Annotated in this window: 29 protein-coding genes; 15 read left to right on the forward strand and 14 right to left on the reverse strand. The window is 69.6% G+C overall.

All coding sequences use genetic code 11. The features are described from left to right. Positions 1-14: 14 nt before the first annotated feature. Positions 15-653 carry a histidine phosphatase family protein gene (locus tag U5918_RS11630; protein ID WP_336001526.1) on the reverse strand — a complete coding sequence of 213 codons (639 nt, stop codon included), beginning with the start codon at positions 651-653 and terminating at the stop codon, positions 15-17. Between the two features lie 41 nt (positions 654-694). After that, positions 695-2029 carry a twin-arginine translocase subunit TatC gene (gene tatC, locus U5918_RS11635; RefSeq protein WP_336001527.1) on the reverse strand — a complete coding sequence of 445 codons (1335 nt, stop codon included), beginning with the start codon at positions 2027-2029 and terminating at the stop codon, positions 695-697. A 125-nt stretch (positions 2030-2154) separates the two neighbouring features. On the opposite strand from tatC, the gene U5918_RS11640 reads away from it, so the two are divergent. From U5918_RS11640 to U5918_RS11655, 4 genes are all read left to right on the forward strand, one after another. Next, entirely contained in the window at positions 2155-4377 is a 2223-nt protein-coding gene (locus U5918_RS11640; protein WP_336001528.1) for a twin-arginine translocase subunit TatC, read from the forward strand. 115 nt (positions 4378-4492) lie between these two features. After that, positions 4493-4807 carry a HalOD1 output domain-containing protein gene (locus tag U5918_RS11645; RefSeq protein WP_336001529.1) on the forward strand — a complete coding sequence of 105 codons (315 nt, stop codon included), beginning with the start codon at positions 4493-4495 and terminating at the stop codon, positions 4805-4807. A gap of 44 nt (positions 4808-4851) precedes the next feature. After that, positions 4852-5025: a ribbon-helix-helix domain-containing protein gene (locus U5918_RS11650; RefSeq protein ID WP_336001530.1), complete on the forward strand. Its 174-nt coding sequence runs from the start codon at positions 4852-4854 to the stop codon at positions 5023-5025. Then, positions 5015-5740, forward strand: coding sequence for a queuosine precursor transporter (locus U5918_RS11655; protein ID WP_336001531.1), 726 nt, complete (start codon positions 5015-5017; stop codon positions 5738-5740). The genes U5918_RS11650 and U5918_RS11655 overlap by 11 nt, the downstream gene beginning before the upstream one ends. 1 nt (position 5741) lies before the next feature. Here the strand turns inward: U5918_RS11655 and U5918_RS11660 are convergent, their stop codons facing one another. The 3 genes from U5918_RS11660 to U5918_RS11670 form a co-directional block, all read right to left on the reverse strand. Beyond that, complete coding sequence (locus U5918_RS11660) at positions 5742-6500, reverse strand: 23S rRNA (uridine(2552)-2'-O)-methyltransferase (RefSeq protein WP_336001532.1); 759 nt, start codon at positions 6498-6500, stop codon at positions 5742-5744. A gap of 53 nt (positions 6501-6553) precedes the next feature. Next, the gene (locus tag U5918_RS11665) at positions 6554-7117 is read right to left on the reverse strand and encodes a hypothetical protein (RefSeq protein WP_336001533.1); all 564 of its coding nucleotides are present in this window, start codon (positions 7115-7117) and stop codon (positions 6554-6556) included. A 66-nt stretch (positions 7118-7183) separates the two neighbouring features. Then, the gene (locus U5918_RS11670; RefSeq protein WP_336001534.1) at positions 7184-7795 is read right to left on the reverse strand and encodes a hypothetical protein; all 612 of its coding nucleotides are present in this window, start codon (positions 7793-7795) and stop codon (positions 7184-7186) included. Positions 7796-8002: 207 nt separating this feature from the next. On the opposite strand from U5918_RS11670, the gene U5918_RS11675 reads away from it, so the two are divergent. From U5918_RS11675 to priL, 4 genes are all read left to right on the forward strand, one after another. Beyond that, positions 8003-8746 (forward strand): DNA polymerase sliding clamp, encoded by a 744-nt coding sequence (locus tag U5918_RS11675; protein ID WP_336001535.1) that lies wholly within the window; start codon positions 8003-8005, stop codon positions 8744-8746. A 65-nt stretch (positions 8747-8811) separates the two neighbouring features. Further along, the gene (locus U5918_RS11680) at positions 8812-10644 is read left to right on the forward strand and encodes a formate/nitrite transporter family protein (RefSeq protein WP_336001536.1); all 1833 of its coding nucleotides are present in this window, start codon (positions 8812-8814) and stop codon (positions 10642-10644) included. Between the two features lie 120 nt (positions 10645-10764). Further along, the gene (locus U5918_RS11685) at positions 10765-11430 is read left to right on the forward strand and encodes a cell division protein CdpA domain-containing protein (RefSeq protein WP_336001537.1); all 666 of its coding nucleotides are present in this window, start codon (positions 10765-10767) and stop codon (positions 11428-11430) included. Between the two features lie 80 nt (positions 11431-11510). Beyond that, positions 11511-12602, forward strand: a complete 1092-nt coding sequence (gene priL, locus U5918_RS11690; RefSeq protein WP_336001538.1) for a DNA primase regulatory subunit PriL — start codon at positions 11511-11513, stop codon at positions 12600-12602. Between the two features lie 89 nt (positions 12603-12691). On the opposite strand, the gene U5918_RS11695 is transcribed toward priL, so the two are convergent. Further along, the gene (locus U5918_RS11695; protein WP_336001539.1) at positions 12692-12898 is read right to left on the reverse strand and encodes a DUF7472 family protein; all 207 of its coding nucleotides are present in this window, start codon (positions 12896-12898) and stop codon (positions 12692-12694) included. 201 nt (positions 12899-13099) lie between these two features. Between U5918_RS11695 and U5918_RS11700 the strand changes: the two genes are divergently transcribed. After that, a complete protein-coding gene (locus U5918_RS11700; protein ID WP_336001540.1) occupies positions 13100-13711 on the forward strand; it encodes an SWIM zinc finger family protein in 612 nt (203 codons plus the stop codon). Here U5918_RS11700 and hjc read toward each other — a convergent pair. Further along, positions 13708-14247 carry a Holliday junction resolvase Hjc gene (hjc, locus tag U5918_RS11705; protein WP_336001541.1) on the reverse strand — a complete coding sequence of 180 codons (540 nt, stop codon included), beginning with the start codon at positions 14245-14247 and terminating at the stop codon, positions 13708-13710. The genes U5918_RS11700 and hjc overlap by 4 nt on opposite strands. A 113-nt stretch (positions 14248-14360) precedes the next feature. Between hjc and U5918_RS11710 the strand changes: the two genes are divergently transcribed. Together U5918_RS11710 and U5918_RS11715 are read left to right on the forward strand one after the other, a co-directional pair. After that, entirely contained in the window at positions 14361-15257 is an 897-nt protein-coding gene (locus U5918_RS11710; protein ID WP_336001542.1) for an EamA family transporter, read from the forward strand. 97 nt (positions 15258-15354) lie between these two features. Beyond that, on the forward strand, positions 15355-15720 hold the full coding sequence (locus tag U5918_RS11715) for a DUF5658 family protein (protein WP_336001543.1): 366 nt from the start codon (positions 15355-15357) through the stop codon (positions 15718-15720). Between the two features lies 1 nt (position 15721). Here the strand turns inward: U5918_RS11715 and U5918_RS11720 are convergent, their stop codons facing one another. The 5 genes from U5918_RS11720 to U5918_RS11740 form a co-directional block, all read right to left on the reverse strand. Continuing rightward, positions 15722-16501 (reverse strand): methyltransferase domain-containing protein, encoded by a 780-nt coding sequence (locus tag U5918_RS11720; RefSeq protein ID WP_336001544.1) that lies wholly within the window; start codon positions 16499-16501, stop codon positions 15722-15724. A gap of 47 nt (positions 16502-16548) precedes the next feature. Continuing rightward, positions 16549-17874, reverse strand: coding sequence for an adenosylhomocysteinase (locus U5918_RS11725; protein ID WP_336001545.1), 1326 nt, complete (start codon positions 17872-17874; stop codon positions 16549-16551). An 83-nt stretch (positions 17875-17957) separates the two neighbouring features. Next, a complete protein-coding gene (locus U5918_RS11730) occupies positions 17958-18554 on the reverse strand; it encodes a hypothetical protein (protein WP_336001546.1) in 597 nt (198 codons plus the stop codon). A gap of 134 nt (positions 18555-18688) precedes the next feature. After that, a complete protein-coding gene (locus U5918_RS11735; protein ID WP_336001547.1) occupies positions 18689-19984 on the reverse strand; it encodes an amidohydrolase in 1296 nt (431 codons plus the stop codon). Positions 19985-20035: 51 nt separating this feature from the next. Beyond that, the gene (locus tag U5918_RS11740; protein WP_336001548.1) at positions 20036-21637 is read right to left on the reverse strand and encodes a methyl-accepting chemotaxis protein; all 1602 of its coding nucleotides are present in this window, start codon (positions 21635-21637) and stop codon (positions 20036-20038) included. A gap of 124 nt (positions 21638-21761) precedes the next feature. Between U5918_RS11740 and hisG the strand changes: the two genes are divergently transcribed. After that, positions 21762-22610, forward strand: a complete 849-nt coding sequence (gene hisG, locus U5918_RS11745; protein ID WP_336001549.1) for an ATP phosphoribosyltransferase — start codon at positions 21762-21764, stop codon at positions 22608-22610. Between the two features lie 99 nt (positions 22611-22709). Further along, a complete protein-coding gene (locus tag U5918_RS11750) occupies positions 22710-22970 on the forward strand; it encodes a HalOD1 output domain-containing protein (protein ID WP_336001550.1) in 261 nt (86 codons plus the stop codon). Here the strand turns inward: U5918_RS11750 and U5918_RS11755 are convergent. Together U5918_RS11755 and U5918_RS11760 are read right to left on the reverse strand one after the other, a co-directional pair. After that, positions 22967-23356, reverse strand: coding sequence for a DUF7473 family protein (locus U5918_RS11755; RefSeq protein ID WP_336001551.1), 390 nt, complete (start codon positions 23354-23356; stop codon positions 22967-22969). The genes U5918_RS11750 and U5918_RS11755 overlap by 4 nt on opposite strands. A gap of 38 nt (positions 23357-23394) precedes the next feature. After that, positions 23395-23958 (reverse strand): TATA-box-binding protein, encoded by a 564-nt coding sequence (locus tag U5918_RS11760; protein ID WP_077206509.1) that lies wholly within the window; start codon positions 23956-23958, stop codon positions 23395-23397. 154 nt (positions 23959-24112) lie between these two features. Between U5918_RS11760 and U5918_RS11765 the strand changes: the two genes are divergently transcribed. Together U5918_RS11765 and U5918_RS11770 are read left to right on the forward strand one after the other, a co-directional pair. Beyond that, complete coding sequence (locus U5918_RS11765) at positions 24113-25120, forward strand: THUMP domain-containing protein (RefSeq protein ID WP_336001552.1); 1008 nt, start codon at positions 24113-24115, stop codon at positions 25118-25120. A gap of 205 nt (positions 25121-25325) precedes the next feature. Continuing rightward, positions 25326-26729, forward strand: a complete 1404-nt coding sequence (locus U5918_RS11770; protein WP_336001553.1) for a PAS domain S-box protein — start codon at positions 25326-25328, stop codon at positions 26727-26729.

The following is a 26729-nucleotide window of genomic DNA, read 5'->3' on the forward strand; positions in this document are numbered from 1 at the left end:
GCGCGCTCGCGCCGTCACTCCACCGTGTCCAGTTCCCGATCCTCGACTTCGTTCTCCCGCACCACGTCGGTCTCGCCGGTCTCGTCGTCGTACCGCAGTTCGTTCACCGCGCAGTTGCGCTGTGAGAGCGTCGAGATCGCCGTCGGCAGGTCCGTCCCACGAACGTGCGCGAGCAGGACGTAGATCGGGCCGCCGTGGGTCACCACCAGCACTTCCTCGTCCGGGCCGGCCTGTTCCAGCAGGTCGTCCCACGCCACCAGGACGCGCTCGCGGGCCTGCAGGAGGCTCTCCCCGCCGGTGGGGCAACTCTCCAGGCCGAGCATCCCAATGGAGCCGCGGTGTTCGGGGAACTCGCCGAAGACCTGCTCGTAGGTGAGGCCCTGGAACTCGCCGAAGGAGCGCTCGCGCCAGCCCCTCGTGAACTCGGGTTCGGGAAAGGGCCCGACGTCCCGGAGCTGGGCCGTGGTCTCGCGGGTGCGCCGGAGGTCGGAGGCGAGGATTCGATCGAAGTCGTACGCGTCGGCGAGGTGGCGGCCGGCGGCGCGGGCCTGGCGGCGGCCGCGGTCGTTCAGCGGCGAGGCCGCCCACCCCTGGATGCGTCCCTCGCGGTTCCACTCGGTCTCGCCGTGCCGGAGCGCCACGACCGTAGTCATCGCCAGTGGGTTCGACGGCCGCCGAAAAGAGCTTCGGGTTTCTACGCGGCGCGCCGCCAGCGCCAGAGCGCCAGGCCGCCCTCGTACACCGCCAGGACCGCGGCGACGGCGACGGCCATCTCGACCGTGGAGAGCAGGGTCACGTCCAGGTCAGCGAGCAGGCGCGGGTCCGGGCTGGCCAGGTAGCCGGCCGCCACCGCGCCGAGCCAGACCGGGACCCGGATCCGGGCCAGCGCCCGGCGGAGCCGCCGGGGCGCGTCGTACCGGCGGAGCAGGTAGTTGAGACCCTCGAAGACGGCGATCACCGAGAGGCCGACGACGACCGGCGTCGCCGAGGTCAGGCCGAGATAGGCCAGCGCGTCGACGAAGACCTGCGGGAGGCTGCCGTAGTAGCCCGCCGGCATGGGGGCCGGGCCGGCGACGTAGCCGGCGGCCGCGGTGAGAGTGTAGACGAGCGGGCGCAGCGAGGCGGCCTGCTCGACGGCGGAGGTGTGGGCGTCTGCGCCGGTCCACCGGAGCAGGGCCAGCGTCCCCTCGAAGAGGACCACCATCGTCAGCGCGACCAGGATGGGGGCCATGCCGGTCGGGTCGGGGCTGAAGAAGAACGCCAGGGTGAGGAACCCGCCCCAGAAGTAGAGGCGGCGGGACTCGAGCCACCGGCGGGTCGTGACGCCCATCATGATCGCGAGCATGACGAACAGTGGGATCTGGAAGATGAAGGCGAAGAGGCCGAGCATCATCACCATCAGGTTGAACGTCTCGCTCAGCCCGAAGGCGATGACGGCCGCGCTCTCTGAGTAGTAGAGGAAGTACGTGAAGATGGCCGGCAGGACGAGGAAGAAGGCGAAGGAGACGCCCACGCCCGCGAGGATCAGGCTCGTCGGGACGGCCGCGAGGTAGTACTTCCGTTCGCGGGGGTAGAGCCCGGGCCGCATGAACAGGTAGGTCTCGTAGACGAACAGGGGGAGGGCGACGATGAACCCGGCCAGCGTGGCGACCTTCAGCCGGGCGACCATCAGCGCCAGCGGGTGGTAGACCCGCGGGCAGGCCGAAGAGGTGGTGACGGTCCCGCCGGGCGGCGGACACTGCGAGGCCGTCGCGGGGAGGAAGGAGAACCAGAGGAACTCGATCAGGCGGTCGGCGAAGGGAAAGGCGATGCCGGCGACGACGGCCATCGCGACGGCGACGACGCCGAGGCGGTGAACCATCTCCTCGATGTGCTCCGTCAGCGGCATCTCCTCGTCGTCGGGGGCACCCGGCGTCCCGGTCCCCGTCCCCGCGCCGGGGGGTTCCCCGCCGGGGGTCGGATCGGGTTCCGGGCGGTCGGGGCCCTCGATGTCCATCTCGGAGTAGAGCCCCGGTTCGCCGTCGCTCATGTGGGCGGGGATAGCCGATGGCCCGTTGTAAACTTTCTTTTCCCGGCGCCGGCCGGCGCGGCGGAGGTCGCGGCCGCGCGCATCGAAAAGGTTGATAACTGCGAGCGGGCAACCCACGGACGATAATGTCCGGGGCCGTCGACGAGGACACCCGCCGCGCCGTCCAGAGCGGGCGCGAGACCGTGGGCGCGATGCTGTCGTCCGCACAGTCACACCTCCAGAAGGTGTTCATCGTCGCCGTCCTCGGCCTGATGGGGACCATCTACGGCCTCCGGGAGTTCGGCTGGACGATCCTGAAACGCGACATGCTCTCCCGCCTCGGCCCGGAAGTCGCAGACGAGGTCGTCATCGTCGCGCGGACGCCCTTCGACGTGATCCTGTTGCAGGTGAAGATCGGCCTCGCCGTCGGCCTGATCCTCGCCATCCCGCTGTTCGTCTGGTACTCCCGGGACGGCCTCCGCGAACGCGGCCTCTGGCCGGGCGAACGCGTCGCCCGCTGGAAGGTCGCCGCCATCGGATTGCTCGCCCTCGGCCTGTCGGCCGTCGGTATCTCCTACGCCTACTTCCTGTTTTTCCCCATCATGTTCGAGTTCCTGGCGACCAACGCCTACAACGTCGGGTTCCAGCCCACCTACTCCATCGTCAAGTGGGCGGAGTTCATCTTCATGCTGACCGTCTCCTTCGGCCTGGCGGCCCAGTTGCCCCTGGCGATGAGCGGGCTCGCCTACACCGGGATCGTCCCCTACGAGACCTTTCGGGACAAGTGGCGCCACGCAGTGGTCGGCATCTTCGTCTTCGGCGCGCTCTTCTCCCCGCCCGAGCCGTTCACGCAGATCATGTGGGCGATCCCGCTGATCGTCCTCTATGCCTTCTCGCTCCAGCTGACGCGGATCGTCGTCGTCGCCAAACGGAGCGGGAGCGAGGTGGACGCGCCGGGCGTCGCCCGCGACCACTGGAACCTGCTGGCCGGCGTCGCCTTCGTCGCCTTCGTCGCCGTCTACGGCTTCTACACCCGCGGCGGCGTCGAGGCCGCCAACGGACTCATCGCCTCGGTCCCCGTCGAGTCCTCGTTCCGCCTCGCCCAGCCCGGTTTCTTCGGCCTCCCAGTGGAAATCGCGACGGGACTGGTCGGGGTCGTCGTCGCCCTGCTCTCCGCCGGGGTCGCCCTGCTCCTCTTGCTCTCGCGAGCCCTCGGCGACGCCGACCAGGGCGTGACCGGTCCCGCGCCGGCCAGTGCCGGGTCGCCTGCCGAGATCGACCTCGCGAACCTCGACGTCGGCGGCGTGCGCGCGGCCCCGCCGGAAGTCTTCGAGGAGCTCTCGGAGGACGAGGCCGTCGCGAAAGCCCGCGCGGCGATGGACGACGAGCAGCCCGCGAAGGCCGAGGCGATCCTCGACCGCTTCGACGAGATCCAGGCGCGACTCGAAGCCCGCGAGGAGCGCGCCGCGGAGACCGACGAGTCCGGCGAGGCCCCCACGACCGAGGCCGAGGAGGAGAGCGGGACGGCGAAACAGACGGCCGCCGGGATGGTCGACGCGTTCACCGAGGACGAGACCACCGAGGAGGACATCGGCGGCTACTACTACGACGTCGCGTTCATCGTCGACTCGCTGACCTCGAAGGCCTTCCGGATCGTGGGCCTGTTCATGCTCGTGATGGGCGGGTCGTTCATCTGGCTCTACTCGGGCGGCATTCGGAAGATCAAGGACGTCTTCTTCAGGCAGATGCCCGGCGGCATAGACGCGAGCGTCGACATCGTCACGCTCCACCCGGTCGAGGCGCTCATCTTCGAGATCAAGTTCTCGACGCTGTTGGCCATCGTCACGGTGCTCCCGCTGGTGCTGTACTACGCCTGGCCGTCGATGAAGGAGCGGGGCTGGGTCCGCGGCGACCCCCGGGTGATGCTGGTCTGGGGCGGGTCGCTGATCGTCGGGATCGTCCTGGGGAGCGCGATCGGTTTCCTCTACGTCGCGCCCTCCGTCATCTCCTGGCTGGCCGCCGACTCGATCAACGCCAACATGATCATCGCCTACCGGATCAACAACTTCGGCTGGCTGGTCATCTACACGACCGTGGGGATCGGCCTGCTCATGGAGATCCCCGTCTCGATGGCGCTGTTCCACGTCGGCGGCGTCGCCTCCTTCCACACCCAGCGCAAGTACTGGCGCCAGGTCGTCGTCGGGATGTTCGCCCTCGCCGCGTTCATCTCGCCCCGGGGCGTGTTCACCATGTTGCTCATGGCCGTCCCCGCCGCCCTGGCCTTCCTCGTCGGGCTTGGGCTCCTGTGGCTGATCACCCTGGGCGGGCGCCGAGGTCGGCCCCGGCCCGCGGACGCGAGCGCGGACTAGACGGTTCGACAACGGTTCGACCTCCCGCGACTCGCAATCGATCGGCTCTCCCTCGCAACCAGCGCGCACCCAGCCTGTCGATTGGACTTTCCAGTGGGGCAGAGTATCCGACGATATGGGAGACGAGGAGGCGACCGGCCGTCGCGAGGGGGAGGAACGGATCTATCATCGGAAGATCGAACCCGAACCGGAGGACGCCGACTACCGGCTCCTGCGGCTGATCGCGGACGTCGAGGGGGTCGACGTGACCGAGTTGCCGCCGATCTACGACCGGATCGACCACCTCGTCAGTCACATGTACGAGAACCCCCCGTCCCCCGAGGCCCAGGCCCGGCTCGAGTTCTCCTACTACGGCTACCGCATCACGCTCGACCAGGACGGCAACGTCTCGCTGATGAAACTCGCCGACGGCCCACTCGGAGGGGCCTGACCGGGTGGGAAACCGTTAAGCCGGGGTTCCAATAATACCCGGGTATGCCCAAGATAAGCGTCGAGGTGCCCGCGGAGCTACTGCAGGACCTCGACGACCACGTCGGCACGGACGGGAAGTTCGTCAACCGCAGCGAAGCCATCCGGGCGTCGATCCGGAAGACGCTGGACCAGCTGGACGACATCGACCAGCGACAGGGGCGACTCGATGACGAGTAACCGGACCGCCGCCCTGGCGCCCGTCCAGGTCGCCCTGATCGCGCTGTTCGTCACGGCGCTGGTGACCGCCCAGCTGACCGCCTCGAAGGTGCTCGCCTTCTCGCTGCCCGTCGCCCTGCCGGTGACGGGCGCGACGCTGTCGCTCCCGGGGGCCGCGCTGGCGTACGCCCTGACCTTCTTCGCCTCGGACTGCTACGCCGAACTGTACGGCAAGCGGGCCGCGCAGGTGCTCGTCAACGTCGCCTTCGCGATGAACTTCGTCCTGCTCGCGCTGGTCTGGAGCACCATCCTCGCGCCCGCCGCCCCGACGAGCATCGACCCGACCACGTTCCGGCAGGTGCTCGGTTCCAGCACGAACATCGTGATCGCCAGCCTCGCGGCCTACGTCGTCTCGCAGAACTGGGACGTGCTCGTCTTCCACCGCCTGCGCGAGCTGACCGACGGCGACAGCCTCTGGCTGCGCAACGTCGCCTCGACCGCCTCGAGCCAGCTCATCGACACGGTCATCTTCGTCACGCTCGGGTTCCTGCTCGTCCCGCAGGTTCTGGGCGTCGGCGTCGCGCTCCCCCTCGGCGCGGTCGCCGGGCTGATCGTCGGCCAGTACCTCCTGAAACTCCTGATCGCCGTCGTTGACACGCCCTTCGTCTACGCCGTCGTCGGCTTCGCCCGCTCGCGCGACCGGGCCGCCGAGGCGCCCACCGGCGAACCGCAGTAACTCACTCGACTCGCTGGCCGAACGAGTAGCTCGGTTTCACGTCGTCGACGCGGACGTCGACCGTCTCGCCTTCTTCGGCGCCCGAGACGAACAGGGTGTAGCCCTCGACCTTCGCGATGCCGTCTCCCTCGTGGCCGGTGTCGACGATCTCGACCGTCACCGTCTCGCCTTCCTCGACCGGCGCGGTGAGCCGACCCTTGCCCACCAGAAACAGCTCTGAAGAGGCGTCGCGGGACGCCTCGGGGCGGACCTCGCGGACGTACTCGAACTCGGGTTCGATCTCGGCTTTCAGGTCTGCGAGGTCCTGGCCGTCGAAGACCTTGGCCACGAAGTCCCCGCCGGGACCCAGCAGGTCGAGCGCCACCTCCAGCGCCTGCCGGACGAGGTGGACGGAGCGAGCGTGATCGAGGTCGTACTCGCCGGTCATGTTCGGCGCCATGTCCGAGAGGACCACGTCCGCCTCCCCGACGACGTCGCGCACTTCGTCCTTGGTATCCTCGTCGGTCATGTCGCCCCGCACGGTCTGGACGCCGTCGAGGGAATCGATGCGCTGGCGGTCGACGCCGACGACGGTGCCGGCCTCGCCGACCTCCTGTTTCGCCACCTGGAGCCAGCCGCCGGGGGCGGCCCCGAGGTCCACGACGGTCGCGCCCTCGTCGAGCAGGTTCGCCGTCCGGTCGAGTTGCTTCAGCTTGTAGGCCGACCGGGAGCGATACCCCTCCTGTTTGGCCCGGTTGTAGTACTCGTCTTTCCCCGTCATCTGATTGCCGAGGATTACCCGCCGAGCCGTTTACCGGTGTCGTTCGGCCACGCTCAGAACTTCGAGAAGTTCGAGTCGGGGTAGACCTTCCCGTCGGAGAGGTCGACCACGTCGAGGTCCGCCAGCCGGGCCAGTCGGTCCGCCGCCGCCTCCTCGGGGACGCCGAGTTCGACCGCGCGGGAGAGTACCCGCTCGCGGGTCGGGACCTCATCGACGAGGCCGTCGGCGTCCAGCACGGTCTCCTCGGCGACGATGGCCTTCAGGACGGCGCCGTCGTGGCGGCGGTCCCTGACCGTCTCGCGTTCCTCCCACTGGACCGTCAGGGTCCCGTCGTCGTTGACGTGCTCGACGACGAAGCCGTCGGGCAGGTGGTCGTTCAGCGCCGCGACGAGCGCCGCGCTGTCCAGTCGCGCAGCGAGCGTCTGGAGGCTCCCGTCCTTCGACGTGTGGACGACCTCGACGTTGACGCCCGCCTCGTCGACCGCGTCTTCGACGCCCTCGGCCAGTCGGTCGCCGACGTCCTCGAGCACGTCCGCTTTCGCCCGGCGGTACCTGGCCTCCTCGGCGGCCAGGTCGACGTAGGACTCCATCAGTTCGTGTGAGGACTGGTCGCTCATACCGACCCATCGGCGGCCGCACACGAAACTCCCGGGGTCGTTTCGGACGCGACCGCCGCGATCCCGTCACTCGCGTCGGTCGCGCCAGCGGGCGAGCGCGCCGGCACCGGCCAGTCCCGACAGGCCGGCGAGGAGACCGAAGCCCGTGCCGTCGCCCCCGGTCTGGGTCGTCTCGGGCCGATCCTCGGCCGCGCCGGCATCCACGTTCCCCGCGACCTCGCCGAGGACGGAGACGTCGGCGACCATCTCTTCGACCTCGACCCCGACGTAGCTCCCGGCGCAGCGTTCGACGTCGTTGATGACGTACAACCCGCCGGCGGGAACGGACCGATCGTCCGGGACGTACATCGCCGTCTCCGTCGACCAGTGGTCGTCGTCCTTGCGGTCGATCAGCAGGACCTCGTAGGCCATCGTCTCCTCCCGGGGCCAGTTGGCGTACTCGCACTCCTCGGCCAGCGGGGCCTGGACCGGGTCGGGGTCGGGATCGACGTGGATGAAGTAGCCGGGGAGGCTCTCGACCTGGTACTCCTGGGTCTGGGGCAGCGCGGCGCGGGCTGTGACGCCCTCGTCTTGCCCGAGCGCGGACCCGGTCGCGCCCGCCAGCCCGACTGTCGCGCCGAGGCCGGCGAGGACGGTCCTGCGGGAGACCGCGGGGTCGCCTTCCGTGTGCCGTGCCATCGGTCATCGTCCACCGCTGGCACGCCTAAACCCTCGCTTCCCCTGGGGGAAGGCGCACGGAGTCGTGACCGACTGGGAACCAGTCCAGACCGCCCGACACCACCCCTCAGCATCCCGGCCTGCGTCCCGGAGCGTCCGGCAGCGACCCGGCGAGGGGGAACGGAAAGACGGGACTTTTTAAGAGATGGGGGCGTAGCCCGGGTCAAGATGTTCAACGCCATCGTGAGTGCAGACACGCTCCGGGCGACGCTCGACTCCGTGAGCGTCCTGGTGGACGAGTGCAAGATCCACCTCACGGACGAGGGCATCGAGATCCGGGCGGTCGACCCGGCCAACGTCGGGATGGTCGACCTGCGACTCGACGCCTCGGCTTTCGAGTCCTACGAGACCGACGGCGGGGTCATCGGCGTCAACCTCTCGCGGCTCGAGGAGTTCGCCGGCATGGCCGACGCCGGCCAGCTCATCCAGCTGGAACTCGACGAGGAGACCCGGAAGCTCCACGTCCAGATCGACGGGCTCGAAGGGACCCTGGCGCTGATCGACCCCGACTCCATCCGCCAGGAACCGGACCTGCCCGACCTGGACCTGCCCGCGACGGTCGTCCTCGAGGGCAAGGACATCAACCGGGCGGTCACCGCCGCGGACATGGTCTCCGATCACATCGCGCTCGGCGTCAACGCCGACGAGGAGGTCTTCTACGTCGACGCCGAGGGCGACACCGACGACGTCCACTTCGAACTGGGCCGGGACGAACTGATCGACCTCGTGGCCGGCGACGCCCGCTCGCTGTTCTCGCTGGACTATCTGAAGGACATGAACAAGGCCATCCCGAAAGACGCCGAGGTCGAGATGGAACTTGGCGAGGAGTTCCCCGTCAAGATGCACTTCGACATCGCCGAGGGCGACGGGACGGTGACGTACATGCTCGCACCCCGCATCCAGAGCGAGTGACGACGGGCTGACCACAGCCCTTTTCATCTCAGTGCTCCCTTCTCGTATCCGAGTACGTACCTGTCATGCGTGAGCCAGACGACGGTGAGCAGCCGATCGAGCCAGACCCCGAGGAGTCCGTCCGCGAGGCGGTCGAACGGTCCCGGAGCGGCGCTCCCGCCGTCGGGCGGGTGGTCCGCGACCGCTTCTCGACGGACGAGGTGTTCCAGCGCATCATCGCGGCGGCCGACGAGGAGATCACCTCTGGCAGCCGCGAACTGTTCTTCAGCGCGCTCGCCGGCGGGTTCGCCATCACCATCACGTTCCTGCTCTACGCGTCGCTGACGGCCTCGACCGGCGGCGACACGGTGTTGAGCGTGATGCTCTACCCGCTCGGGTTCATCTACATCATCATCGGCGGCTATCAACTGTACACCGAGAACACGCTCCCGCCGGTGGCGCTGACGCTCGAACGGCTGGCCTCTATTCCGGCGATGTTGCGCAACTGGCTCGTCGTCCTCGCCGGGAACTTCGCGGGCGGGGCCCTCGGTGCGGTGGCGCTCGTCTACGGCGGCGTCTTTTCCGACGAGGTGGCGGCGACGGCCATCTCGCTCTCGATGAAGGGCGTCGAGACGGCCTGGTGGCCGCTGTTCTCGAAGGCCGCCTTCGCCGGGCTGATCGTCGCCGGCGTCGTCTGGGTGGAGTACGCCGCCCGCGACACCATCTCCCGGCTCGTGGTCATCTACCTGGCCTTCCTCGCGATTCCGCTCGGCGGCCTCTTTCACTCCGTCGTCTCCTTTACGGAGACGATCTACCTCGTCCTGCACGGGGAACTGCTCCTGACGACCGGGATGGTCGAGTTCGTCCTCCCGGTCCTGCTGGGCAACACCGTCGGCGGCGTGGTCCTGGTGACCATCGTCAACTACTTCCAGACGACCGAACACCGGCTCGAATCGGCCCGGTTCGAGGGTGCGAGCCGACAGCTCTCGATCCGCGAGTGGCTGTTCGGCGGCTTCGTCGGCCGGTCGTACGTCCCCCTGATCGACACGGCCGAAGGCCCGGTGGAGAACGGCGACCACCACCGGGTGGTCGTCCCCATCGCCAACCCCCGGACCGAGGCCCACCTCGTGGAACTGGGCTGCGTGCTCGCCAGCGAACACGAGAAAGCGACCGTCCACGTCGTCCACATCATCCAGAAACCCGACCGGCCCGTCCGGGGCTACCGCGGGTCCCGGCGACGGCGGATCATCGAGGAGTCGGAGAGCCTCCTGGAACCGCTTCACGAGACCGGCGCGGACTACGACGTCGGCTTCGAGACGTCGACGGTCGTCTCCCACCGCTCGTTCGAGGAGATCTTCGACATCGTCCGCCGCAAGGACGGGGACACCGTCGTGATGGGCTGGAGCGAGGACCGCCTCTGGAGCGCGGCCCGCTCCGACCGGTCGCTGAGCGACCTCACTCGCCGCCTCCCGAGCGACTTCCTGGTCCTCAAAGACCGCGGACTCGACACCTCGCACGTCCTCCTGCCGACCGACGGCGGCCCCAACTGCGAGCTGAGTGCCGCCGTCGCCCGGACCCTCCAGTCGATCTCCGGGGCCGAGGTGGAACTGCTGCACGTCGTCGACGGGCCCGACGAGCGCGAGGCCGGCGAGCAGTTCCTCTCCGACTGGGCCGTCGAACAGGACCTGGGCGGGGCGACGATGACGGTCGACGACTCCGGCGACGTGGAGACGGCCATCGAGAACGCGGCCGTCGACGCCACGCTCGTCATCATGGGCGCGACCGAACGGGGGCTGCTCTCGCGGCTGGTCGCCGACTCGCTGCACATGGACGTCGTCGACGACGTCGACTGCTCCGTCCTGCTCACAGAGCGCAAGGGCGGCTGGGGCCTGCGCGAACGCATCTTCGGTCGCCGGTAACCGGTCCCGTCCCTCGACCGCCCACTGTCCGCCTCTTGCTAGCCCACTGCCCGCTCACCGACCGCCCGTCACACGCGCGTCTGACGTATCGTTTTGTACGAGGACGGACAATAGCCGCCCATGCCGAGCCTCTCGGAGGCCTACACCGACCGACGGGACCGCGGGAAGCGCGATCCGCGACGGATCGCCCTCGGTGCGGCCGTCTCGCTCGCCGGTGCCGCGGCGCTCGTGACCGCGCTGCTCGTGGTGACGACGCCGCTCGGTGCCCTCCTCGGGGCCGAAGATCCCATCGCGGCGAAACACCTCGGCGGCGTCCTCGCGGGGCTGGGCGGCCCGGCCGTCCTCCTCGGCGTCGTCGCGGTGTTGCCCTCCGAGCGCCGCCAGCAGGTCGGCGTCGTCGCCGGATCGCTCGTCGCCCTCGCCGGCGTGTACCTGTTCTCCGTCGCCTACCCCGCGCGCTGGTTCCACGCCGCCGACCCGCTCGTCTTCGAGACGGCCGTGGTCTACTTCCTGGGCGCCTTCGTCGCCCTCTGGTACGTCTTCGTCGCCGTCGCGAACTTCCGGCGGCGAAACGACCCCCACGGGACCGTCACCCTCGAGATCGAGAAGGGCGGCGAGACCCGCCGCGTCGAGGTGACGCCCGCCGAGTTGCAGGAGTACCGCTCGAAACTCGCGGACGGCGGTCCCGTGAACGACGTGATCGGGACCTCGTCGGAACTCGGTTCCGACGGCGGGACGGACGACGAACAGGTCGTCACCGAGATCGAACGCCGGCACGATCCCTGAGGCCACTTCTCGCCCGATCGAGTTAGCCCGACTGCGCCGACCGTCGGGTTTATTCGACCCCGGCCGCAACCGAAGGGTCGATGAAGGCGCTCCACGCCCGGTACCCGTTTCTGGCGGCCGCTCGCGAGGCCGTCGAGACCGCGGGCGTCGACCTGGCCGATCTGGTGGCCAGCGACGAGGCGGTCGTCGAACGGGGGCTGGAGCGCGTCGAGTGGGCGATCACCGACGGCACCGTCGGCGAGCCCCACCGCCGCACCCGCGTCGAACTCCTCTCCTACCCGGTCGCTCGGGTGCTGGTGTCGCTGGTCGACCAGCACGTCCTCCTGCGCCGGTACGCCCGCGCGGAGGCGGCGACCGCCTACGAGCGCTTCTCCGAAGAACTCGACGACCGGGCGGCGTTCCAGAGCACGCGCACCGAACGACTCGATCTCCGGGACCTGCTCGCGGAGTTCGACCTCGCGGGCAGCGTCCACGGCAGCCCAGAGGACGACGGCGGCTACCGCGTCGACGTCGGCGCGTACCTCGAACACGCCGCCGGCCAGTGGGGCGACGAGTGGCGGCTGGTCAACCGCTCGCTGGCCGACGGACAGGTGCCCGTCGACGAGACCGAACTCCTCCTCCTGGTCCGCCAGGCCGTCGAACGCCGCGTCAAGGACGGCCTCCCCTTCGCGGTCCCCGACGAGATCGCGACCGAACTCGAGGCCGAAACCGAGCGGATCAGCGAGACGCTGGCCGATCTGGACCTGACGCGGGACATCGACACAGTCGTCCCGGACCTGTTCCCGCCCTGCATGCGCCACCTGCTCGACAAGGTCCAGAAGGGCGAGCACCTCGAACACCACTCACGGTTCGCCATCGCCGCCTTCCTGACCAGCATCGGGATGACCACCGACGAGATCGTGGACATCTTCCAGGTGAATCCGGGATTCGGCGAGGAGGCCACCCGCTACCAGGTCGACCACATCCGCGGGGAGTCGAGCCCCACCGAGTACTCCGCGCCGGCCTGTGCTACTATGCAGTCCTACGGGGACTGCGTGAACAAGGACGACATCTGCGAGGACGTCATCAACGAGTCCCACCCGCTGAACTACTACGAGCACCGGCTCGACGAAGCCGACGAGGACGAACTGGTGGACTGGCGTGAGGATGGGGACGCGGAAGACGAGGAGTAACGAGGCCTCGTTTTACGGCTCCACGGCTCCCTTCGGTCGCCGTTTCGCTTCGAGGGCTCGTTCGCTCCGCTCACTCGCCCTCGCTCTCCCTACTCCCGAAACGAGAGCCAGTACCCGACGGCGGTCATGACGACGATAAAGAGACCGACGGAGGCGATGACGGCGAGACCGCCGGTCCCGGAGAGATCGCCGTTGGTCCCGAACGTCGACCCGACGACGACGAGGGCCGCGATGAAGACGAGGACTGCCGCGAGCGAGACGCCCGCTTCGACGACCGTCTCCCGCTCTATGTTCATGGCCGGCGATTTCGCCGGCCCGAGCAAAAGGCCTTCGATGCCGCCCCCAGCCCCCGAATTCGGAGTCTTGGAGGTGCCGGAAAATGGCGGGTAGGACACTCCTACCGCGCGAATACGGGGGATGTGGGGCGTGTCCCTTAGGTAGCTCGGGCTCCTACCGGACGGTGGACGCGGTGGAACCCAGCAGCGTCCTGATCGCCGATGTCACGAGCTTCCAAGATCGCCCTCGCGCCCGACCTCAGGGACTGCGACGAGCGAACCGTCCGTGCGTGGATCGAACCGATGGCCGTCACGCCGCTCGGCGGCGGCTGTTACGACGTCGAGAGTCACGACGACACCTACACCGTCGACGTCCCGGGGGGCCGCTGCACCTGCCCCGACTACTACTTCCGCGGCACGAACTGCAAGCACCGCCGCCGGGTGGCGATCGAGATCACCCAGGGACGGGTCCCATCGCCGGGCCGGCGCCGCGCAGACTGCGACAACTGTGGCCGCGAGTCGTTCGTCCCCGAGACCGCCGTCATTCCGCTCTGTGACGACTGCCGACTCGACGACGGCGACGTGGTCGTCGACCGCGAGTCCGCCGACACGCTGGTCGTCCGACGCCTCACTCCCGATCGGGCCGACGAGTACGTCATCGAAGCCACCGGGACGACCGTGGCCGAGCACCCGACCAACGACCGCTACCCGGCCGAGGACCCCGTGGTCGAGGCCGTCTACCTCGGCGAGCAACTCCGCACCGACGAGCCGCGCGTCTACGCGTTCCCCTACTCGCGACTCCGCAAGGCCGAGGACGCCGAGATCGTGGACTAGAGCATCTCGACGGCGTCGTCCATCGAGATGTCCCCGCGCTCGAACGCCGCCAGCACGTCGCGGACGGCGTCGTCGTCCGCGTCGGCCTCGCTATCCTCCTGATCGACCTCCGCCGCGGCTTCCGCGAGCGTCACTTTCTGCGTGTCGCCGACGAACTCGGTGAAGTCGACGCCCTCGGCGAGCGCCACCTCCTTTTTGACCCGGTAGTTGCCGCCGTCGGTCGTGTAGAGGTCGCCGGGGTGGAAGAAGTACCAGTCCTCGCGGTCGAACCGGACGCCGACGCGGGGTTTCGCGCCGAAGTTCTTCGAGAAGTAGAGCAGCGCCTCGATCTCCTCGCCGTCGAGATAGATGGGGTCGCCCGACGAGGACTTGGCCTCGACGGCGTAGAAGGCCTCGCCGTCACCGGCCAGGACGTCCGGGAGCTCGCGCTCGGTCGCGCTCCCGCTGGCCGGCGCGCGCATCACCGCGAAGCCGGCCTCGTCGAGCGCGTTGACGAGTTCCCGCTCCCTCCTGTCGCCTTTCCGGTTGGAGGACATGCCCGCCGGTTGGCCGGGTGGGGGTAAAAGGCCGACGGGACCGGGGCGGAACTGAACGGAAGCCACTTGGGCCGCCCGTGCGGACCCCCCGTCGTGTCGAGCGAGGTGCATTCGTGACCGGGACGCCGTTCGGCGTGTACGCGCTGGCGCTGTTGCCCGCCGTGATCTGGGGCTTCGGCCCCATCTTCGACAAGCGCGGGATGGACGCCGGCGGGGGCGCGACCCAGGCCGCCATCGTCGTGGTCGTCGTCGACACCGTGCTGTACTGGCTGGCGCTGCTCGTGACCTCCTGGCCCGATCCCTTCGCCGGGCTGACGCCGGAACTCGTCGCCGTCTTCGCCGTCGCGGGGCTGTTCGGCACGGCCATGGGCCGGATCCTCGTCTTCGCGGGCGTCGAGCGGGTCGGCGCGAGCATCAACAGCGCCGGCATCAGCACCCGCCCGCTGTTCACCACCCTCCTCGCGCTGGGCTTCCTCGGCGAGCCGCTTGGCCCCCTTACTGGGATCGGCATCGTCGTCCTCGTCGGCGGCCTGATCGTCCTGACCTACTCGAAGGGCGGCGACGTGTCGGGGTGGCGACCCCGGGACGTGCTCTTTCCCGTGAGCGCAGCGGCCGTGTTCGGGGCCGGGAACGTCCTCCGCCGGTACGGGTTCGGGGACACCGCGGCGACGCCCCTGCAGGCCGTCGCGGTCAACGAGACCGCCGCCCTCGTCGCGCTGGCTGCCTACGCGCTGGCGACGCGGGGCACAGATCCCCTCGACGCGCCACTGGCGTCCTACCAGTACTTCACGGGGAGTGGGGTCCTCACCGCCGTGGCGCTGCTCTCCTTCTTCACGGCGCTCTCGATGGATGCCGGCCGGGTCGCCGTCGTCGACTCGCTGGCCGCGACGGCGCCGCTGTTCACCACCGTCTTCGCCGCCGTCCTCCTCCGCGACGTCGAGCGGGTGACCCGGGGTGTGGTCGTCGGCGCGCTGCTGGTCGTTGTCGGGGCGATCTTCGTGACCGTGTAGCGGCGCGCCGGAACCGACCGCCGCGACCGCACGCGGTCGGCTCACCCGCCGACACTAAACCGACGGTTAAGGGGCCGTTCCGCGTCCGTCCGTGCGAATGGCACCGGACTCGGGATCCGCTGGCGGGAGCGACGGCTGGCAGGTGCCGGACCGGATCGAGCGCGACCTGCCGGAGTCCCACACCGTCCTCTGGACGGTGATCGTCGTCGCGGCCGTCTTCGACGTGGTGACGACGATGGTCGGACTCGCGGCGGGACTGGAGGAGGGCAACCGCGTCGCTCGCGCGTTCCTGACCACCTACGGCGACGCCGGCATCGGCCTGCTGAAATTCGCCGCCCTTGTCGCGCTCGTGATCGCCTGGTACGTCCTGCCGGACCGCGAGGCCGAACTGGTGCTGGCCGGATTCGCCGTGATCTCGTTGCTCACGGTCACGCTCAACGCGCTCACGCTGCTCTCGCTGTGAGTCAGTCGCGAACCGCGACGAACCGAAGTCGCCGGTAGTCGGCCGTCCAGTCCTCCCCGTCGAACAGGTCCGGACGGAGGCGGTCCTCCACAGTCTCGACGACGGCCTCGCGTTCCTCGTCCGGGACCGCGGCGAACACGCTGTCCCCGAACATCGCGAGCCAGTCCGCCAGCCCGCTCGCCCCGTCGAGTTCGGTCGGCCGGTCGAACAGGACCGCCCGCCGGACCTCGAACCCCGCCTCCTTCAGTCGCGATGCGTACTCGCCGACGCTCGGGAAGTACCACGGGTCGGTGACGTCGTAGCCGCGCGCCTCGAGCGCGTCGCGCGTCGCCGACCTGATCCGCTCGACGTTCCCGGTCCCGCCCATCTCGGCGACGAAGCGCCCGCCCGGGCGGAGAGCGTCGCGGACCCGCGCCAGCACCGCGTCCTGCTCCCCGTCGGGAATCCAGTGGAGCGCGGCGTTCGAGAAGACCGCGTCGAACCCCTGCGCCTCGAAGGAGCGGGCGTCCGCGCGTCGGAACTCGATCTCGGGGTAGGACTCGCGGGCCGCGTCGACCATCTCGGCCGAGCGGTCGATGCCGACCGCCTCCCCCTCTGCACCGACGACCTCGTCGATCTCGGCGGTCAGGTGGCCGGTGCCGCAACCGATGTCGAGGACGCGCTCCCCCGGTTGGGGTTCGAGCAGATCGACCAGACTCGTGCCGTACTCGTGGACGTAGGCGTGGTCGTCGTCGTAGTTCGCTGGATCCCACTCGGTGGCCGGTTCTCCGGCGTCGGTCATGTCTCCGAGTCCCGCTCCCGCGAGGAAAAGGTAGTCGGTCTAACTGGTCACGTCCCGTGCTGCCAGGAGCCCATGTACTCGGCCTGGGCCTCGCTCAGGTCGTCGAAGGCGACGCCCTCGGCGGCGAGTTTGATCTCCGCGACCTCGCGGTCGAGGTCGTCGGGCACGTCGTGGACGCCGGGCGCGTACTCCTCGCTTTCTCGCGGCTCGTCGCCGCTCGATTCTTCCGCGGAACTCCGTTCCGCGCTCTCGACCAGTTCGCGGACGCAGACGGCCTGGACGCCGAAGGACTGGTCCATGACCTCGACGGGGTGGCCCAGCGCGACGGGCGTCGCGAGGTTGACGAGGCGGCCCTCGGCGAGGACGTTCAGTTCGCGCCCGTCGGGCATGACGTAGGCCTCGATGCCGTCGCGGGGCTGGGTGACTTCCGCGGCCATCTCCTCGAGGGCCACGAGATCGATCTCGACGTCGAAGTGGCCGGCGTTGGCCAGCAGGACGCCGTCCTGCATGTTCTGGAAGTCCTCGCGGGTGATCACGTCGCGGTTGCCCGTCGTCGTGATGAACACGTCGCCCTCCGTCGCGGCTTCCTGCATGGGCATGACCTCGTAGCCCTCCATGTGGGCTTCGAGGGCGCGGCGGGCGTCGACCTCGGTGACGATCACGCGGGCGTTCTGGCCGCTTGCCTTCTTGGCGACGCCGCGGCCGCAGTCGCCGTAGCCGCCGACGACGACGGTCTTGCCGGCGTAGGAGAGGTTCGTCGTCATGGCGATGGATGCGAGGGCGGACTCGCCGGTGCCGTGGACGTTGTCGAACAGCCGCTTCATCGGCGTGTCGTTGACGGCGAAGACGGGGTACTCTAGGGCGCCGTCCTCGTCCATCGCGCGGAGGCGGTGGACGCCCGTCGTCGTCTCCTCGCAGCCGCCGACGATGGTGTCGATGAGTTCGGGGTAGTCCTCGTGGATGGCGGCGATGAGGTCCATCCCGTCGTCCACGGTAATCGAGGGCTCGTGCTCGATGACGGCCTCCATGGCGGCGTAGTAGGCGTCGTCGTCGACGCCGCGCTCGGCGTAGGAGGTGACGTTCTCGTGGGCGTCCAGGGCCGCGGACACGTCGTCGTGAGTCGAGAGCGGGTTGCAGCCGGTGATGGCGACCTCGGCGCCGCCGTCGGCGAGCAGCTCGGCCAGCACGGCCGTCTTGGCCTCGACGTGCATCGCCATCCCGATCACCTCGCCCGCGAAGGGCTGGCTCTCGGCGAACTCCTCGCGGAGCGAGGCGAGAATCGGCATGTGTTCGCGCGCCCAGTCCATCTTCCGACGACCCTCCGTTCGCGCGGTCTCGAGGTCGTCGAGCCGCTCGCTGATCGGCGCAGTCATTGTGCGACAGTTAGCCAGCAGCCTCAAAACGCTGCCGAAGCCGGGGTCGGAAAACGAGTCGCTGCTCGCGTCAGGTCGGTCGGTTATCGGGGCGGGCCGCCGCCGTTACCGGGGTTCGCGGGCGGGCCGCCGCCGTTGCCGCCGTTGCCGCCGGCGCTCCCGGCGTCGTCGCCGTCGTCACGGTCGGGACCGCGGTCCTCGGGCGGGCCGCGGCGCTCGGACGCGTTCTTGTCACCGCCGGGACCGGCGTGCTCGGGCGGCCCCGCGTGGTCGGGCGCGTTACCCGGGTTGTTCTCCGTCACGAACGCGGCGACCAGCAGTCCGAAGGGATCCTGCGTCCCGTTCTCGGTCGCGTTCGCGTCGTTGCGCTCCATCTTCGTCTCGTTCACGAACGAGGACACGAGCGCCCCGAACGGCGACTGCGTCTCGTTGCCGTCCGTCTCGTTCGTCTCGGTTTCGTTCGTCGACGTCTCGTTCGTGTCCGTCTCGTTACCGTCGAGTTCGGTCTCGTTCGTCTCCGTCTCGTTGGTGTCTGTCTCGTTCGTGTCGGTCTCGTCCTGTGCGAGCGCCGCGTCGCCGGCCACGGCGGCCGGCGAGCCGGCGGCCACCACCGGCCCCAGGGCCGCACCGACCAGCGCCACGACCATCGCGATTGCGAACAGGTTGCGTTTCAGTTGCATCACACCCGTGTCAAATCGCCTCCGAGGCATAAACCCGGACTCTCGTTCAGGTGGTTCACCGGGTCGACGAGGCGAGTGCAGATTCCGTTAGAACGTTCAAAAACGAATCTCGGAGTTTAATTCCCGGGCGCCGATCACGATTCCGCGCGGTCGATCAGCGCCGCCGCGTGCTCGCGGGCGTCGGCGAGGACCCGTTCTTCGTCCAGGGTGGTCACCTCGCGGTCACGCACGAGGACCTGTCCCTCACAGACCGTGTGGCGCACGTCCGATCCGGTGACCGCGTAGGCGAGGTGGCTCACGAGGTCGTGGGCCGGCGTCAGATGTGGCGCGTCCAGATCCACCACCGCGAGGTCGGCGGCCGCGCCGGCCTCGATCCGGCCGGCGTCGATCCCCAGCGCGTCCGCGCCGCCTCGCGTCGCCATCTCGACCACCGCGTCGGCGTCGACCGCGCTGGCGTCTCCGGCGGCGAGTTTCCCCAGCATCGCGGCGTCGCGCATCTCGTCGAACAGCGAGAGGTCGTTGTTCGAGGCCGCGCCGTCGGTCCCGAGGCCGACGGTCACGCCGGCGTCGCGCATGGCCTGGACGGGGGCCATCCCGCTCGCGAGTTTCATGTTCGAGGCCGGGCAGTGGATCACCGCCGTCCCGCGCTCGGCCAGCAGTTCGTGCTCGGTCGCGTCCGTGTGGACGCCGTGGGCCAGGAAGTCCGACTCACCTAGCAGGCCCGCGTCGTCGGCGTATCCGAGCGGGCGCTCGCCGTGTTCCTCGACCAGCGGCTCGACCTCGCCCGTCGTCTCGTTGGCGTGGAAGGTGAGCGCCAGGCCGGCCTCGCGGGCTTCGGGAACGAACTCCCGGAGGTACTTTTCGCCGACGGTCGTCAGCGAGTGGGGCTGGAAGGTCGTCGAGATCCGGCCGTCGGCCGCCCCCTGGAGCTCACGGGCCACGTCCAGACTCTCCCGACAGTCCGCGCGGGCCGTCTCCTCGTCCTTCCCGACGGTGATCGCGGTGTGGCCGAGGACGGCCCTGATCCCCGACTCCTCGACGGCGGCGGCGATCTCGGGGACGTGGAAGTACATGTCCGCGAAGGCCGTCGTCCCGGACTTGAGCATCTCCAGGATGCCCAGCCGCGCCCCCGCCCGGACGTCCTCGGGGGTGAGTTCGGCCTCGACCGGCCAGATGTCCTCCTGCAGCCAGGCGTCGAGCGGTTTGTCGTCCGCGTACCCCCGCAGGAGCGTCATCGCGACGTGGGTGTGGGCGTTGACCAGGCCCGGGATCACGAGGCCGCCGTCGGCGTCGAGGACCTCGTCGCCCGCCGCGACGTCCCCGCCCACCTCGCGGATCTCGCCGGCCGCCTGGTCGACGAGGACGTCCGCCCGCTCCACGGCGTGGTCGGGTCGGAGCACCCGTCCGTCCGCGATTCGCAGTGTCGTCATGTCCGCCCGTGGGCGGGCGGCCGGCTTAAGGGCCGGGGTCTCCGTGCGACGTCAGGCGGTCTCGTCGTCGGGTCGCTCACCCCCGTCCGCCGCGACCGTCGCGCGCTCGCTCCCGCCCCCGACGTCGAAGTAGTCGGCCAGGTCCCGCAGTTCGGCGGTCCGCTCGGCGACGCCCTCGACGGTGTCGGTCGCCTCGGCGAGCGTCTCCTGCTGGCCCTCGACGGCCTCGGTGGCGGCCTCGGACCCTTCGCGTGTGGTGCGGCTGATCTCCGCCACCTCCTCGACGGTCGCGACGATCTCCTGGGTGCGAGCGGCCTGCTCGTCGGTGGTCGCGTCGATCTCCTGGACCCCCTGATCGGCCTCGTCGACCAGTTCCGCCACCCGTTCGAGCGACTCCAGTTCGGTGGCGATGGTCTCCATCCCGTCCTCGACGCGGTCGCTGGTCTCGTGCATGTCGTCGACGACCGTCGCCGTCCGGTCCTGGATCCGGTCGACGCGGCCGGCGATCTCCGTCGTCGCGGACCGCGTCTCCTCGGCCAGATCCTTGACCTCGTCGGCGACGACGGCGAAGCCCTCGCCGGCCGCCCCGGCGCGGGCGGCCTCGATCGAGGCGTTCAGCGCCAGGACCGAGGTCTGTTCCGCGATGTCCTCGATGATCTCGACCACCGCCTCGATCTCGGTCATCTCCTCGTCGAGGCCCTCGACCTCGGTGACCGTCTCGGCGGTCTTCGCGGTGATGCGGTCCATCTCGCCGACGGCCTCCTCCGCGGCGTCGCGGGCGCGCTCGCCGGCCGCCGCGGCCCGCTCCGAGACGCCCGCGACCTCGTCGGCGGTCGCCGCGATCTCCTCGACGGTCGCCGACAGTTCGTTCATCTCGTCGGTGGTCGACCGGAGCATCCGGTCCTGCTCGCTCGCGTCGTCGGCGATGGCTTCGATCTGGTCCCGGACCTCGGCGCCGGCCTCGCGGGCGGCGACGGTCCCGGCCGTCGCGTCGTCGCTTGCGGCCGCCACGTCGTCGGTGAACGCCCGCAGATCGAGGATCGTCCCCTCGATCTCGTCCATCATCTCGTTGAACTCGGCGGCGATGCGGTCCAGCGCCTCGCTCTCGCCGTCCGGGTCGAGCCGCCGGGTCAGGTCGCCGTCGGCGCAGGCCGCCATGGTCTCGCCGAACTCGCCGGCTTTCCGTTCGAGGTGGTCGTTCAGCCGCGCTGCCTCCTCGCTCAGCCGTTCGGCCTTCTCGCGCTCTTTCCGTGCGGTCTCCTCCGCGGCTTCGGCCTCCTCGATGCGAGACTGCAGGTCGTCGCGCATCGTCGCGAGCGCGTCGAACACCTCCCCGACTTCGTCGCGACGGGGGGTGGTCACCCGCGTGTCGAACTCGCCGCGGCCGATGCCCGTCGCCTTGCGCTCGACGCGTTGCATCTGCCCGATGAAGTCCGCGCCGACGTAGACGCTCATCCCCGTCGAGAGGCCGAGCAGGATCGCCCATTGGGCCAGCATGGGGACGAGGGGCGCGTCGAACAGCCGGACGAGTCCACCCGTCAGCAGAAGCGACAGCACCGCCACAGTCCCCAGCGCGAACCCGAATTTGCCCCAGAGCCGCTCGCGGACGGGGGCCGGGAGCGCGAGGAAGAGCCGGTCCAGTGCGTTTGCCATGGGGATCCGTCGCATATCTCGCTACAAGTTCGTTTCTCCTGAAGTATCGCGGCTGATAACGGTCCTGCCGGGCGGGCGCGGTCGGGAGGGAAAAGCAATTGCCCGCGGGTCCGGAAGTGTCGGTATGCGAATCGCCGTGCCCAACAAGGGGCGTCTACACGATCCGTCGGTCGACCTGCTCGAACGGGCCGGGCTCCACGTCGTCGACGGCGCGGACCGGAAACTGTACGCCGACACCGTCGACCCGGACGTGACGATCCTCTACGCCCGGGCGGCCGACATCCCCGAGTACGTCAGCGACGGGGCCGCCGACCTCGGGATCACCGGTCTCGACCAGGTCCGGGAGGCAGACACCGGCGACCTCGTCGATCTGCTGGACCTGGAGTTCGGCGCCTGTCGCCTCGTCCTCGCGGCCCCCGAGGACGGCCCGATCACGTCGGTCACCGATCTCGAGGGCGGGACCGTCGCCACCGAGTTCCCGACGGTCACCCGGGCGTACTTCGACGACCTGGGGATCGACGTCGAGATCGCGGAGGTCTCCGGCGCGACCGAACTCACGCCACACGTCGACATCGCCGACGCCATCGTCGACATCACGAGCACGGGGACGACCCTCCGGATGAACAGGCTCGAAGTGATCGACGACGTGCTCGAGAGCTCCGTCCGGCTGTTCGCCCGCGAGGACGTCGTGGACGACCCGAAAGTCGAACAGGTGCGGACGGCCCTGGGCTCTGTCAAGACTGCCGAGGGGAAGCGCTACCTCATGCTGAACGTGCCGGAGGGGAAGGTCGAGGCCGTGAAAGACGTCATTCCGGGACTCGGCGGCCCGACGGTGATGGACGTCGCGGGCGAGGACGCGGTCGCGGTCCACGCCGTCGTCGACGAGCGCGAGGTCTTCGAGACGATCACGGCCCTCAAGGCCGAGGGGGCCAGCGACGTGCTGGTCACCGAGATCGAGCGCCTGGTCGAGTGACCGATTGCCCGGCACAGTACGCTCTTTAGGCTTCGAAACGTACCGACGGACACTGCCCGCCGGCACCCGCGTCACCGGCGGGCTGCTGGGACCCATACAATGACAGACGATGATGACGCCGTGGACGTGTACCGCTGGTCGGAGTCGACGAGTCCGACGGTCGCCGTCGCCGAGGCGATCGCCGAGACACGCGGTTGCGACCCGATCGACGTCGAACCGCTCGCGACTTCGGTCGACGTCGACGCCCTGAACCTGCTGGTCGGCCGCCCCGGCACCGACTCGGTCGCCGTCTCGTTCACGCACAAAGAAACCCGCGTTACCGTCCGCAGCGAGGGGCTCGTGGAGATCCGGGTCGACTAGAGAAACCCGAAGATATTGCTGAGGGCCACGCCCAGGATCGCCGCGAAGCCGAAGTGCAACAGGGTGAGCGGCAGCGCCGAAGACCATTTGAGCCGGTAGACGTAGCTGATGGCGATGGCGTCGGCTGCCAGGATCGCGACCACCGCGATGCCGGCCGCCAGACTCGGGGACAGTGGACCGAACCCCTGAAGCCCCCACTGCTGGAGCAACAGGGAGGCCAGCGCGGGCGCCGGCGCGACGTAGGCGGCCCGCTGGCTGGGCACGTCGCCGATGAAGAACGTCGCCGCGAGGTGGAGGGTGACGGCGTAGAACGCGGTGGCCAGCAGGAAGGTGACGACGATGGCCAGCGGCCCGCCACCCGTCGGATCCACCTGGAGCGGGAGCATACCTGCGATTAGAAACCGGTGTGTATGTAGCCTGCGCTCTAGCCGTCCAGCAGACCCAGTTCCTCGAGTCGGGAGACGATCCGGTCCACTGCTTCCTCGGCGTCCTCGGGCTGCTTGCCGCCCGTGATGACGAGTTTGCCGGAGCCGAACAGCAGCGCGACGACGTCGGGGTCGTCGAGTCGGTAGACGAGGCCGGGGAACTGCTCGGGCTCGTACTCGATGTTCTCCAGCCCGAGGCCGATGGCGATGGCGTTGAGGTTGAGGTTCCGACCCAGGTCCGCGGAGGTGACGATGTTCTGGACGACGATCTCGGGGTCGTCGTCGACCTGGATGTTGAGGTCCCGGAGCTTGTCGAAGACGATCCGGAGGCTCTCGTGGACGTCGTCCGTGCTCTTGGCACCGGTACAGACGATCTTCCCCGACCGGAAGATCAGCGCGGCCGACTTGGGCTCCTGGGTCCGGTAGACGAGGCCGGGGAACTGCTCGGGGTCGTAATCCGCCCCCTCGAGGTCCATAGCCACGCTCTGGAGGTCGAGCTCCTGGCCGATGCCGGTCGAGGCGACGACGTTCTCGATGTTGATTGTTTCCTTGGGGTCAACCATGTCTCGCCTTAAAACACGTATTTAAGGTTTATAAAGCTTGGTACCTGCGGATGATAGGTCTCCGGACTTACCAGTCTCCCGGTCCCGGTGCGGGGTCGCCGCCCGGTCGCGTCCGACCGGAAGGCGTATACGCCACAGGCGGCCACCTGCGGGCGTGTACCTGCTGGAACTGGCCGGCGAGGACGACGCCTTCGCGGCCCGGGAAGCCGCGAGCGTCGCGACCGGCGTGGATCGGATCGCGCCCGGTCTCGCGACCGCTCGGGGCGTCGACGAGCGCGTCCGCGGGCTGGCCTACACCCACCGCGCCAGCGAGTACCTCGGCCGGACGGACCCCGACGTCGAGAGCGCCAGCGCGCTGCTCGCGGCCGCCTCGACGGAGCGAACGGGAACGGTCGCCGTCCGCGCCCGGGACGTCCGGGGCCTGGCCGGCGTCGACACCCAGCGGGTCGAACGCGAACTCGGCGCAGCCCTCGTGGACCGCGGATTCGCGGTCGACCTCGACGATCCGGATCACGAGCTCCGGGCGATGTTTTCCGAGGGTGTCTGTGCCCTGGGCTGGCTCGCCGTCGAGAGCGTCCGGGACTTCGGCGACCGGCGCCCGACCGATCGCCCCTTCTTCCAGCCCGGCAGCATGGACCCGCTGCTCGCACGAGCGTTAGCGAATCTCGCCGGTGCGGGCCCGGAGGCGACTATTCTCGACCCCATGTGCGGGACGGGTGGCGGGCTGATCGAGGCCGGTCTCCTCGGCGCGGACGTGCTCGGCGTCGACGCCCAGCGGAAGATGGTCCGCGGGGCGGCCGAGAACCTGGCGCACTTCCTCGTGCCCGACCGCTCCCCGCCCGGATTCCCGGAACCGGGCGACTGGCACGTGATGCGGGGCGACGCGACGGCGCTCGCGCTCCCCGACGACGCGGTCGACGGCGTCGTCTTCGACGCGCCCTACGGCCGCCAGTCGAAGATCGCCAATCGCCCCCTCGCCGCCCTCGTCGCCGGGGCGCTCGCGGAGGCCCGCCGCGTCGCACCCCGGGCCGTCGTCGTCGCGGACCGGTCCTGGGCCGACGAGGCTCGCGAGGCCGGCTGGCGGGTCACGGACCGGTTCGAGCGACGGGTGCACCGCTCGCTGACCCGGCACGTGCTGGTCCTGACTCGCGAGCGAGGCTGACGGTCGGGCGGAGCCGTCCCCGCTGCCGGTCGGCGGGATCGCTGTGAACGCCCCTGTCGACCGGGTTTCGAGGCCCGAAAGGGGTACGAAACTACAAACCCGTGGCACTCCTTCCCGACGGTATGACAGATCGTTCGATGGCCCGTCGCTCGCACGCTCGACCCGTCACGCCGCGGCGCTCCCGTCAGCCGGGATCGGTCGCGGCATGACTGCGGGCGGCGAACTCGGGGAGAACCACGCCTGGTTCCGGGCCGTCTTCGAGAACGCCCACGACGCGCTGCTGATCGCCGACGACGAGGGACGGTACCTCGACGCCAACCCGGCGGCCTGCGAGATGTTCGGCCTGGAGCGCGAGGAGCTGGTCGGTCGCTCGATCGCTGCGTTCGCGCCCGACTGGTACGGCTTCGAGGACGCCTGGCGGGAGTTCCTCGAGAGCGATCGCGTCCGCGGGGAGTTCCCCCTCGTCCGGGCCGACGGCGAGGAACGCACCGTCGAGTTCAGCGCCTCGAGCGACATTCTCCCCGGCAAGCACCTCTCGGTCCTCCGGGACGTCACCGAGCGCCGGGAGATGGAGGAGCAGTTGCTGGAGAGCGAGCGCCGGTTCTCCCAGATCGTCGACAGCGTCCACGAGGTCATCTGGATGACCGACCCGACCACCGACGAGGTGGTGTATCTCAGCCCGGGCTACGAGGAGCTGTCGGGCCGCGAGGGGCTCGCTGCCGGCGACGACCCGTCACCGTTCCTCGAGGCGGTCCACCCCGACGACCGCGAGACCGTCCGCGAGTGGATGCAACGGGTCCACGACCCCGCGGACGACGCCGACAGCTACGGCCTCGAACACCGCCTCCTGCGGCCCGACGGGACCGTCCGCTGGGTCGAGACCGACGCCTATCCCGTCCGCGACGAGGACGGCGTCGTCCGCCGCTACGTCGGCATCCTCGACGACGTGACCGAGTCCAAGGCCAGCGAGCGGGAACTGGCCGCACAGAACGAGCGCCTCGACCGGTTCGCGAGCCTGGTCTCCCACGACCTGCGCAACCCGCTGCAGGTCGCCATGGCCCGCGTCGAGGCCGCCCGCCAGGTCTCCGGGCCGGCCGACGAACACCTGGCGGCGGCCGAGCGGAGCCTCCACCGCATGGACCGGTTGATCGACGACGTACTGACTATCGCCCGGGAGGGCCAGTCGGCGCCCGAGCCCGAGCCGATCCGGCTCAGCGAGGCCGCGAACCTGGCCTGGGAGAGCGTCCGGTGGGCCGCGGCGACCCGGCGGCTCGAGGAAGACCGGACGCTCCGCGCGGACCTAGACCGGCTCGTCGCCCTCCTCGAGAACCTCTTCCGCAATTCGGTCGAACACGGGGGCGAGGGCGTGACCGTCACCGTCGGCGCGCTGCCGGACGGCTTCTACGTCGAGGACGACGGCCCCGGGATCCCCGCCGACGAGCGCGAGGCCGTCGCCGAGATGGGCTACTCCACGGCCGACGACGGGACCGGGTTCGGCCTCGCCATCGTGCGGGAGATCGCGAGCGCCCACGGCTGGACGCTGGCGGTCACGGAGAGCGAGAGCGGCGGCGCCCGGTTCGAGTTCACCGGCGTCGAGCCCGCGAACTGA

The sequence above is a fragment of the Halorientalis sp. LT38 genome, from assembly GCF_037031225.1.
GTDB lineage: Archaea > Halobacteriota > Halobacteria > Halobacteriales > Haloarculaceae > Halorientalis > Halorientalis halophila.

Excerpts from the sequence above, each read along its gene's own strand:
- U5918_RS11630 (WP_336001526.1), bottom strand. The coding sequence starts at position 653 with ATGACTACGGTCGTGGCGCTCCGGCACGGCGAGACCGAGTGGAACCGC.
- tatC (WP_336001527.1), bottom strand. The coding sequence starts at position 2,029 with ATGAGCGACGGCGAACCGGGGCTCTACTCCGAGATGGACATCGAGGGC.
- U5918_RS11640 (WP_336001528.1), top strand. The coding sequence starts at position 2,155 with ATGTCCGGGGCCGTCGACGAGGACACCCGCCGCGCCGTCCAGAGCGGG.
- U5918_RS11645 (WP_336001529.1), top strand. The coding sequence starts at position 4,493 with ATGGGAGACGAGGAGGCGACCGGCCGTCGCGAGGGGGAGGAACGGATC.
- U5918_RS11650 (WP_336001530.1), top strand. The coding sequence starts at position 4,852 with ATGCCCAAGATAAGCGTCGAGGTGCCCGCGGAGCTACTGCAGGACCTC.
- U5918_RS11655 (WP_336001531.1), top strand. The coding sequence starts at position 5,015 with ATGACGAGTAACCGGACCGCCGCCCTGGCGCCCGTCCAGGTCGCCCTG.
- U5918_RS11660 (WP_336001532.1), bottom strand. The coding sequence starts at position 6,500 with ATGACGGGGAAAGACGAGTACTACAACCGGGCCAAACAGGAGGGGTAT.
- U5918_RS11665 (WP_336001533.1), bottom strand. The coding sequence starts at position 7,117 with ATGAGCGACCAGTCCTCACACGAACTGATGGAGTCCTACGTCGACCTG.
- U5918_RS11670 (WP_336001534.1), bottom strand. The coding sequence starts at position 7,795 with ATGGCACGGCACACGGAAGGCGACCCCGCGGTCTCCCGCAGGACCGTC.
- U5918_RS11675 (WP_336001535.1), top strand. The coding sequence starts at position 8,003 with ATGTTCAACGCCATCGTGAGTGCAGACACGCTCCGGGCGACGCTCGAC.
- U5918_RS11680 (WP_336001536.1), top strand. The coding sequence starts at position 8,812 with ATGCGTGAGCCAGACGACGGTGAGCAGCCGATCGAGCCAGACCCCGAG.
- U5918_RS11685 (WP_336001537.1), top strand. The coding sequence starts at position 10,765 with ATGCCGAGCCTCTCGGAGGCCTACACCGACCGACGGGACCGCGGGAAG.
- priL (WP_336001538.1), top strand. The coding sequence starts at position 11,511 with ATGAAGGCGCTCCACGCCCGGTACCCGTTTCTGGCGGCCGCTCGCGAG.
- U5918_RS11695 (WP_336001539.1), bottom strand. The coding sequence starts at position 12,898 with ATGAACATAGAGCGGGAGACGGTCGTCGAAGCGGGCGTCTCGCTCGCG.
- U5918_RS11700 (WP_336001540.1), top strand. The coding sequence starts at position 13,100 with ATGTCACGAGCTTCCAAGATCGCCCTCGCGCCCGACCTCAGGGACTGC.
- hjc (WP_336001541.1), bottom strand. The coding sequence starts at position 14,247 with ATGTCCTCCAACCGGAAAGGCGACAGGAGGGAGCGGGAACTCGTCAAC.
- U5918_RS11715 (WP_336001543.1), top strand. The coding sequence starts at position 15,355 with ATGGCACCGGACTCGGGATCCGCTGGCGGGAGCGACGGCTGGCAGGTG.
- U5918_RS11720 (WP_336001544.1), bottom strand. The coding sequence starts at position 16,501 with ATGACCGACGCCGGAGAACCGGCCACCGAGTGGGATCCAGCGAACTAC.
- U5918_RS11725 (WP_336001545.1), bottom strand. The coding sequence starts at position 17,874 with ATGACTGCGCCGATCAGCGAGCGGCTCGACGACCTCGAGACCGCGCGA.
- U5918_RS11730 (WP_336001546.1), bottom strand. The coding sequence starts at position 18,554 with ATGCAACTGAAACGCAACCTGTTCGCAATCGCGATGGTCGTGGCGCTG.
- U5918_RS11735 (WP_336001547.1), bottom strand. The coding sequence starts at position 19,984 with ATGACGACACTGCGAATCGCGGACGGACGGGTGCTCCGACCCGACCAC.
- U5918_RS11740 (WP_336001548.1), bottom strand. The coding sequence starts at position 21,637 with ATGGCAAACGCACTGGACCGGCTCTTCCTCGCGCTCCCGGCCCCCGTC.
- hisG (WP_336001549.1), top strand. The coding sequence starts at position 21,762 with ATGCGAATCGCCGTGCCCAACAAGGGGCGTCTACACGATCCGTCGGTC.
- U5918_RS11750 (WP_336001550.1), top strand. The coding sequence starts at position 22,710 with ATGACAGACGATGATGACGCCGTGGACGTGTACCGCTGGTCGGAGTCG.
- U5918_RS11755 (WP_336001551.1), bottom strand. The coding sequence starts at position 23,356 with ATGCTCCCGCTCCAGGTGGATCCGACGGGTGGCGGGCCGCTGGCCATC.
- U5918_RS11760 (WP_077206509.1), bottom strand. The coding sequence starts at position 23,958 with ATGGTTGACCCCAAGGAAACAATCAACATCGAGAACGTCGTCGCCTCG.
- U5918_RS11770 (WP_336001553.1), top strand. The coding sequence starts at position 25,326 with ATGACTGCGGGCGGCGAACTCGGGGAGAACCACGCCTGGTTCCGGGCC.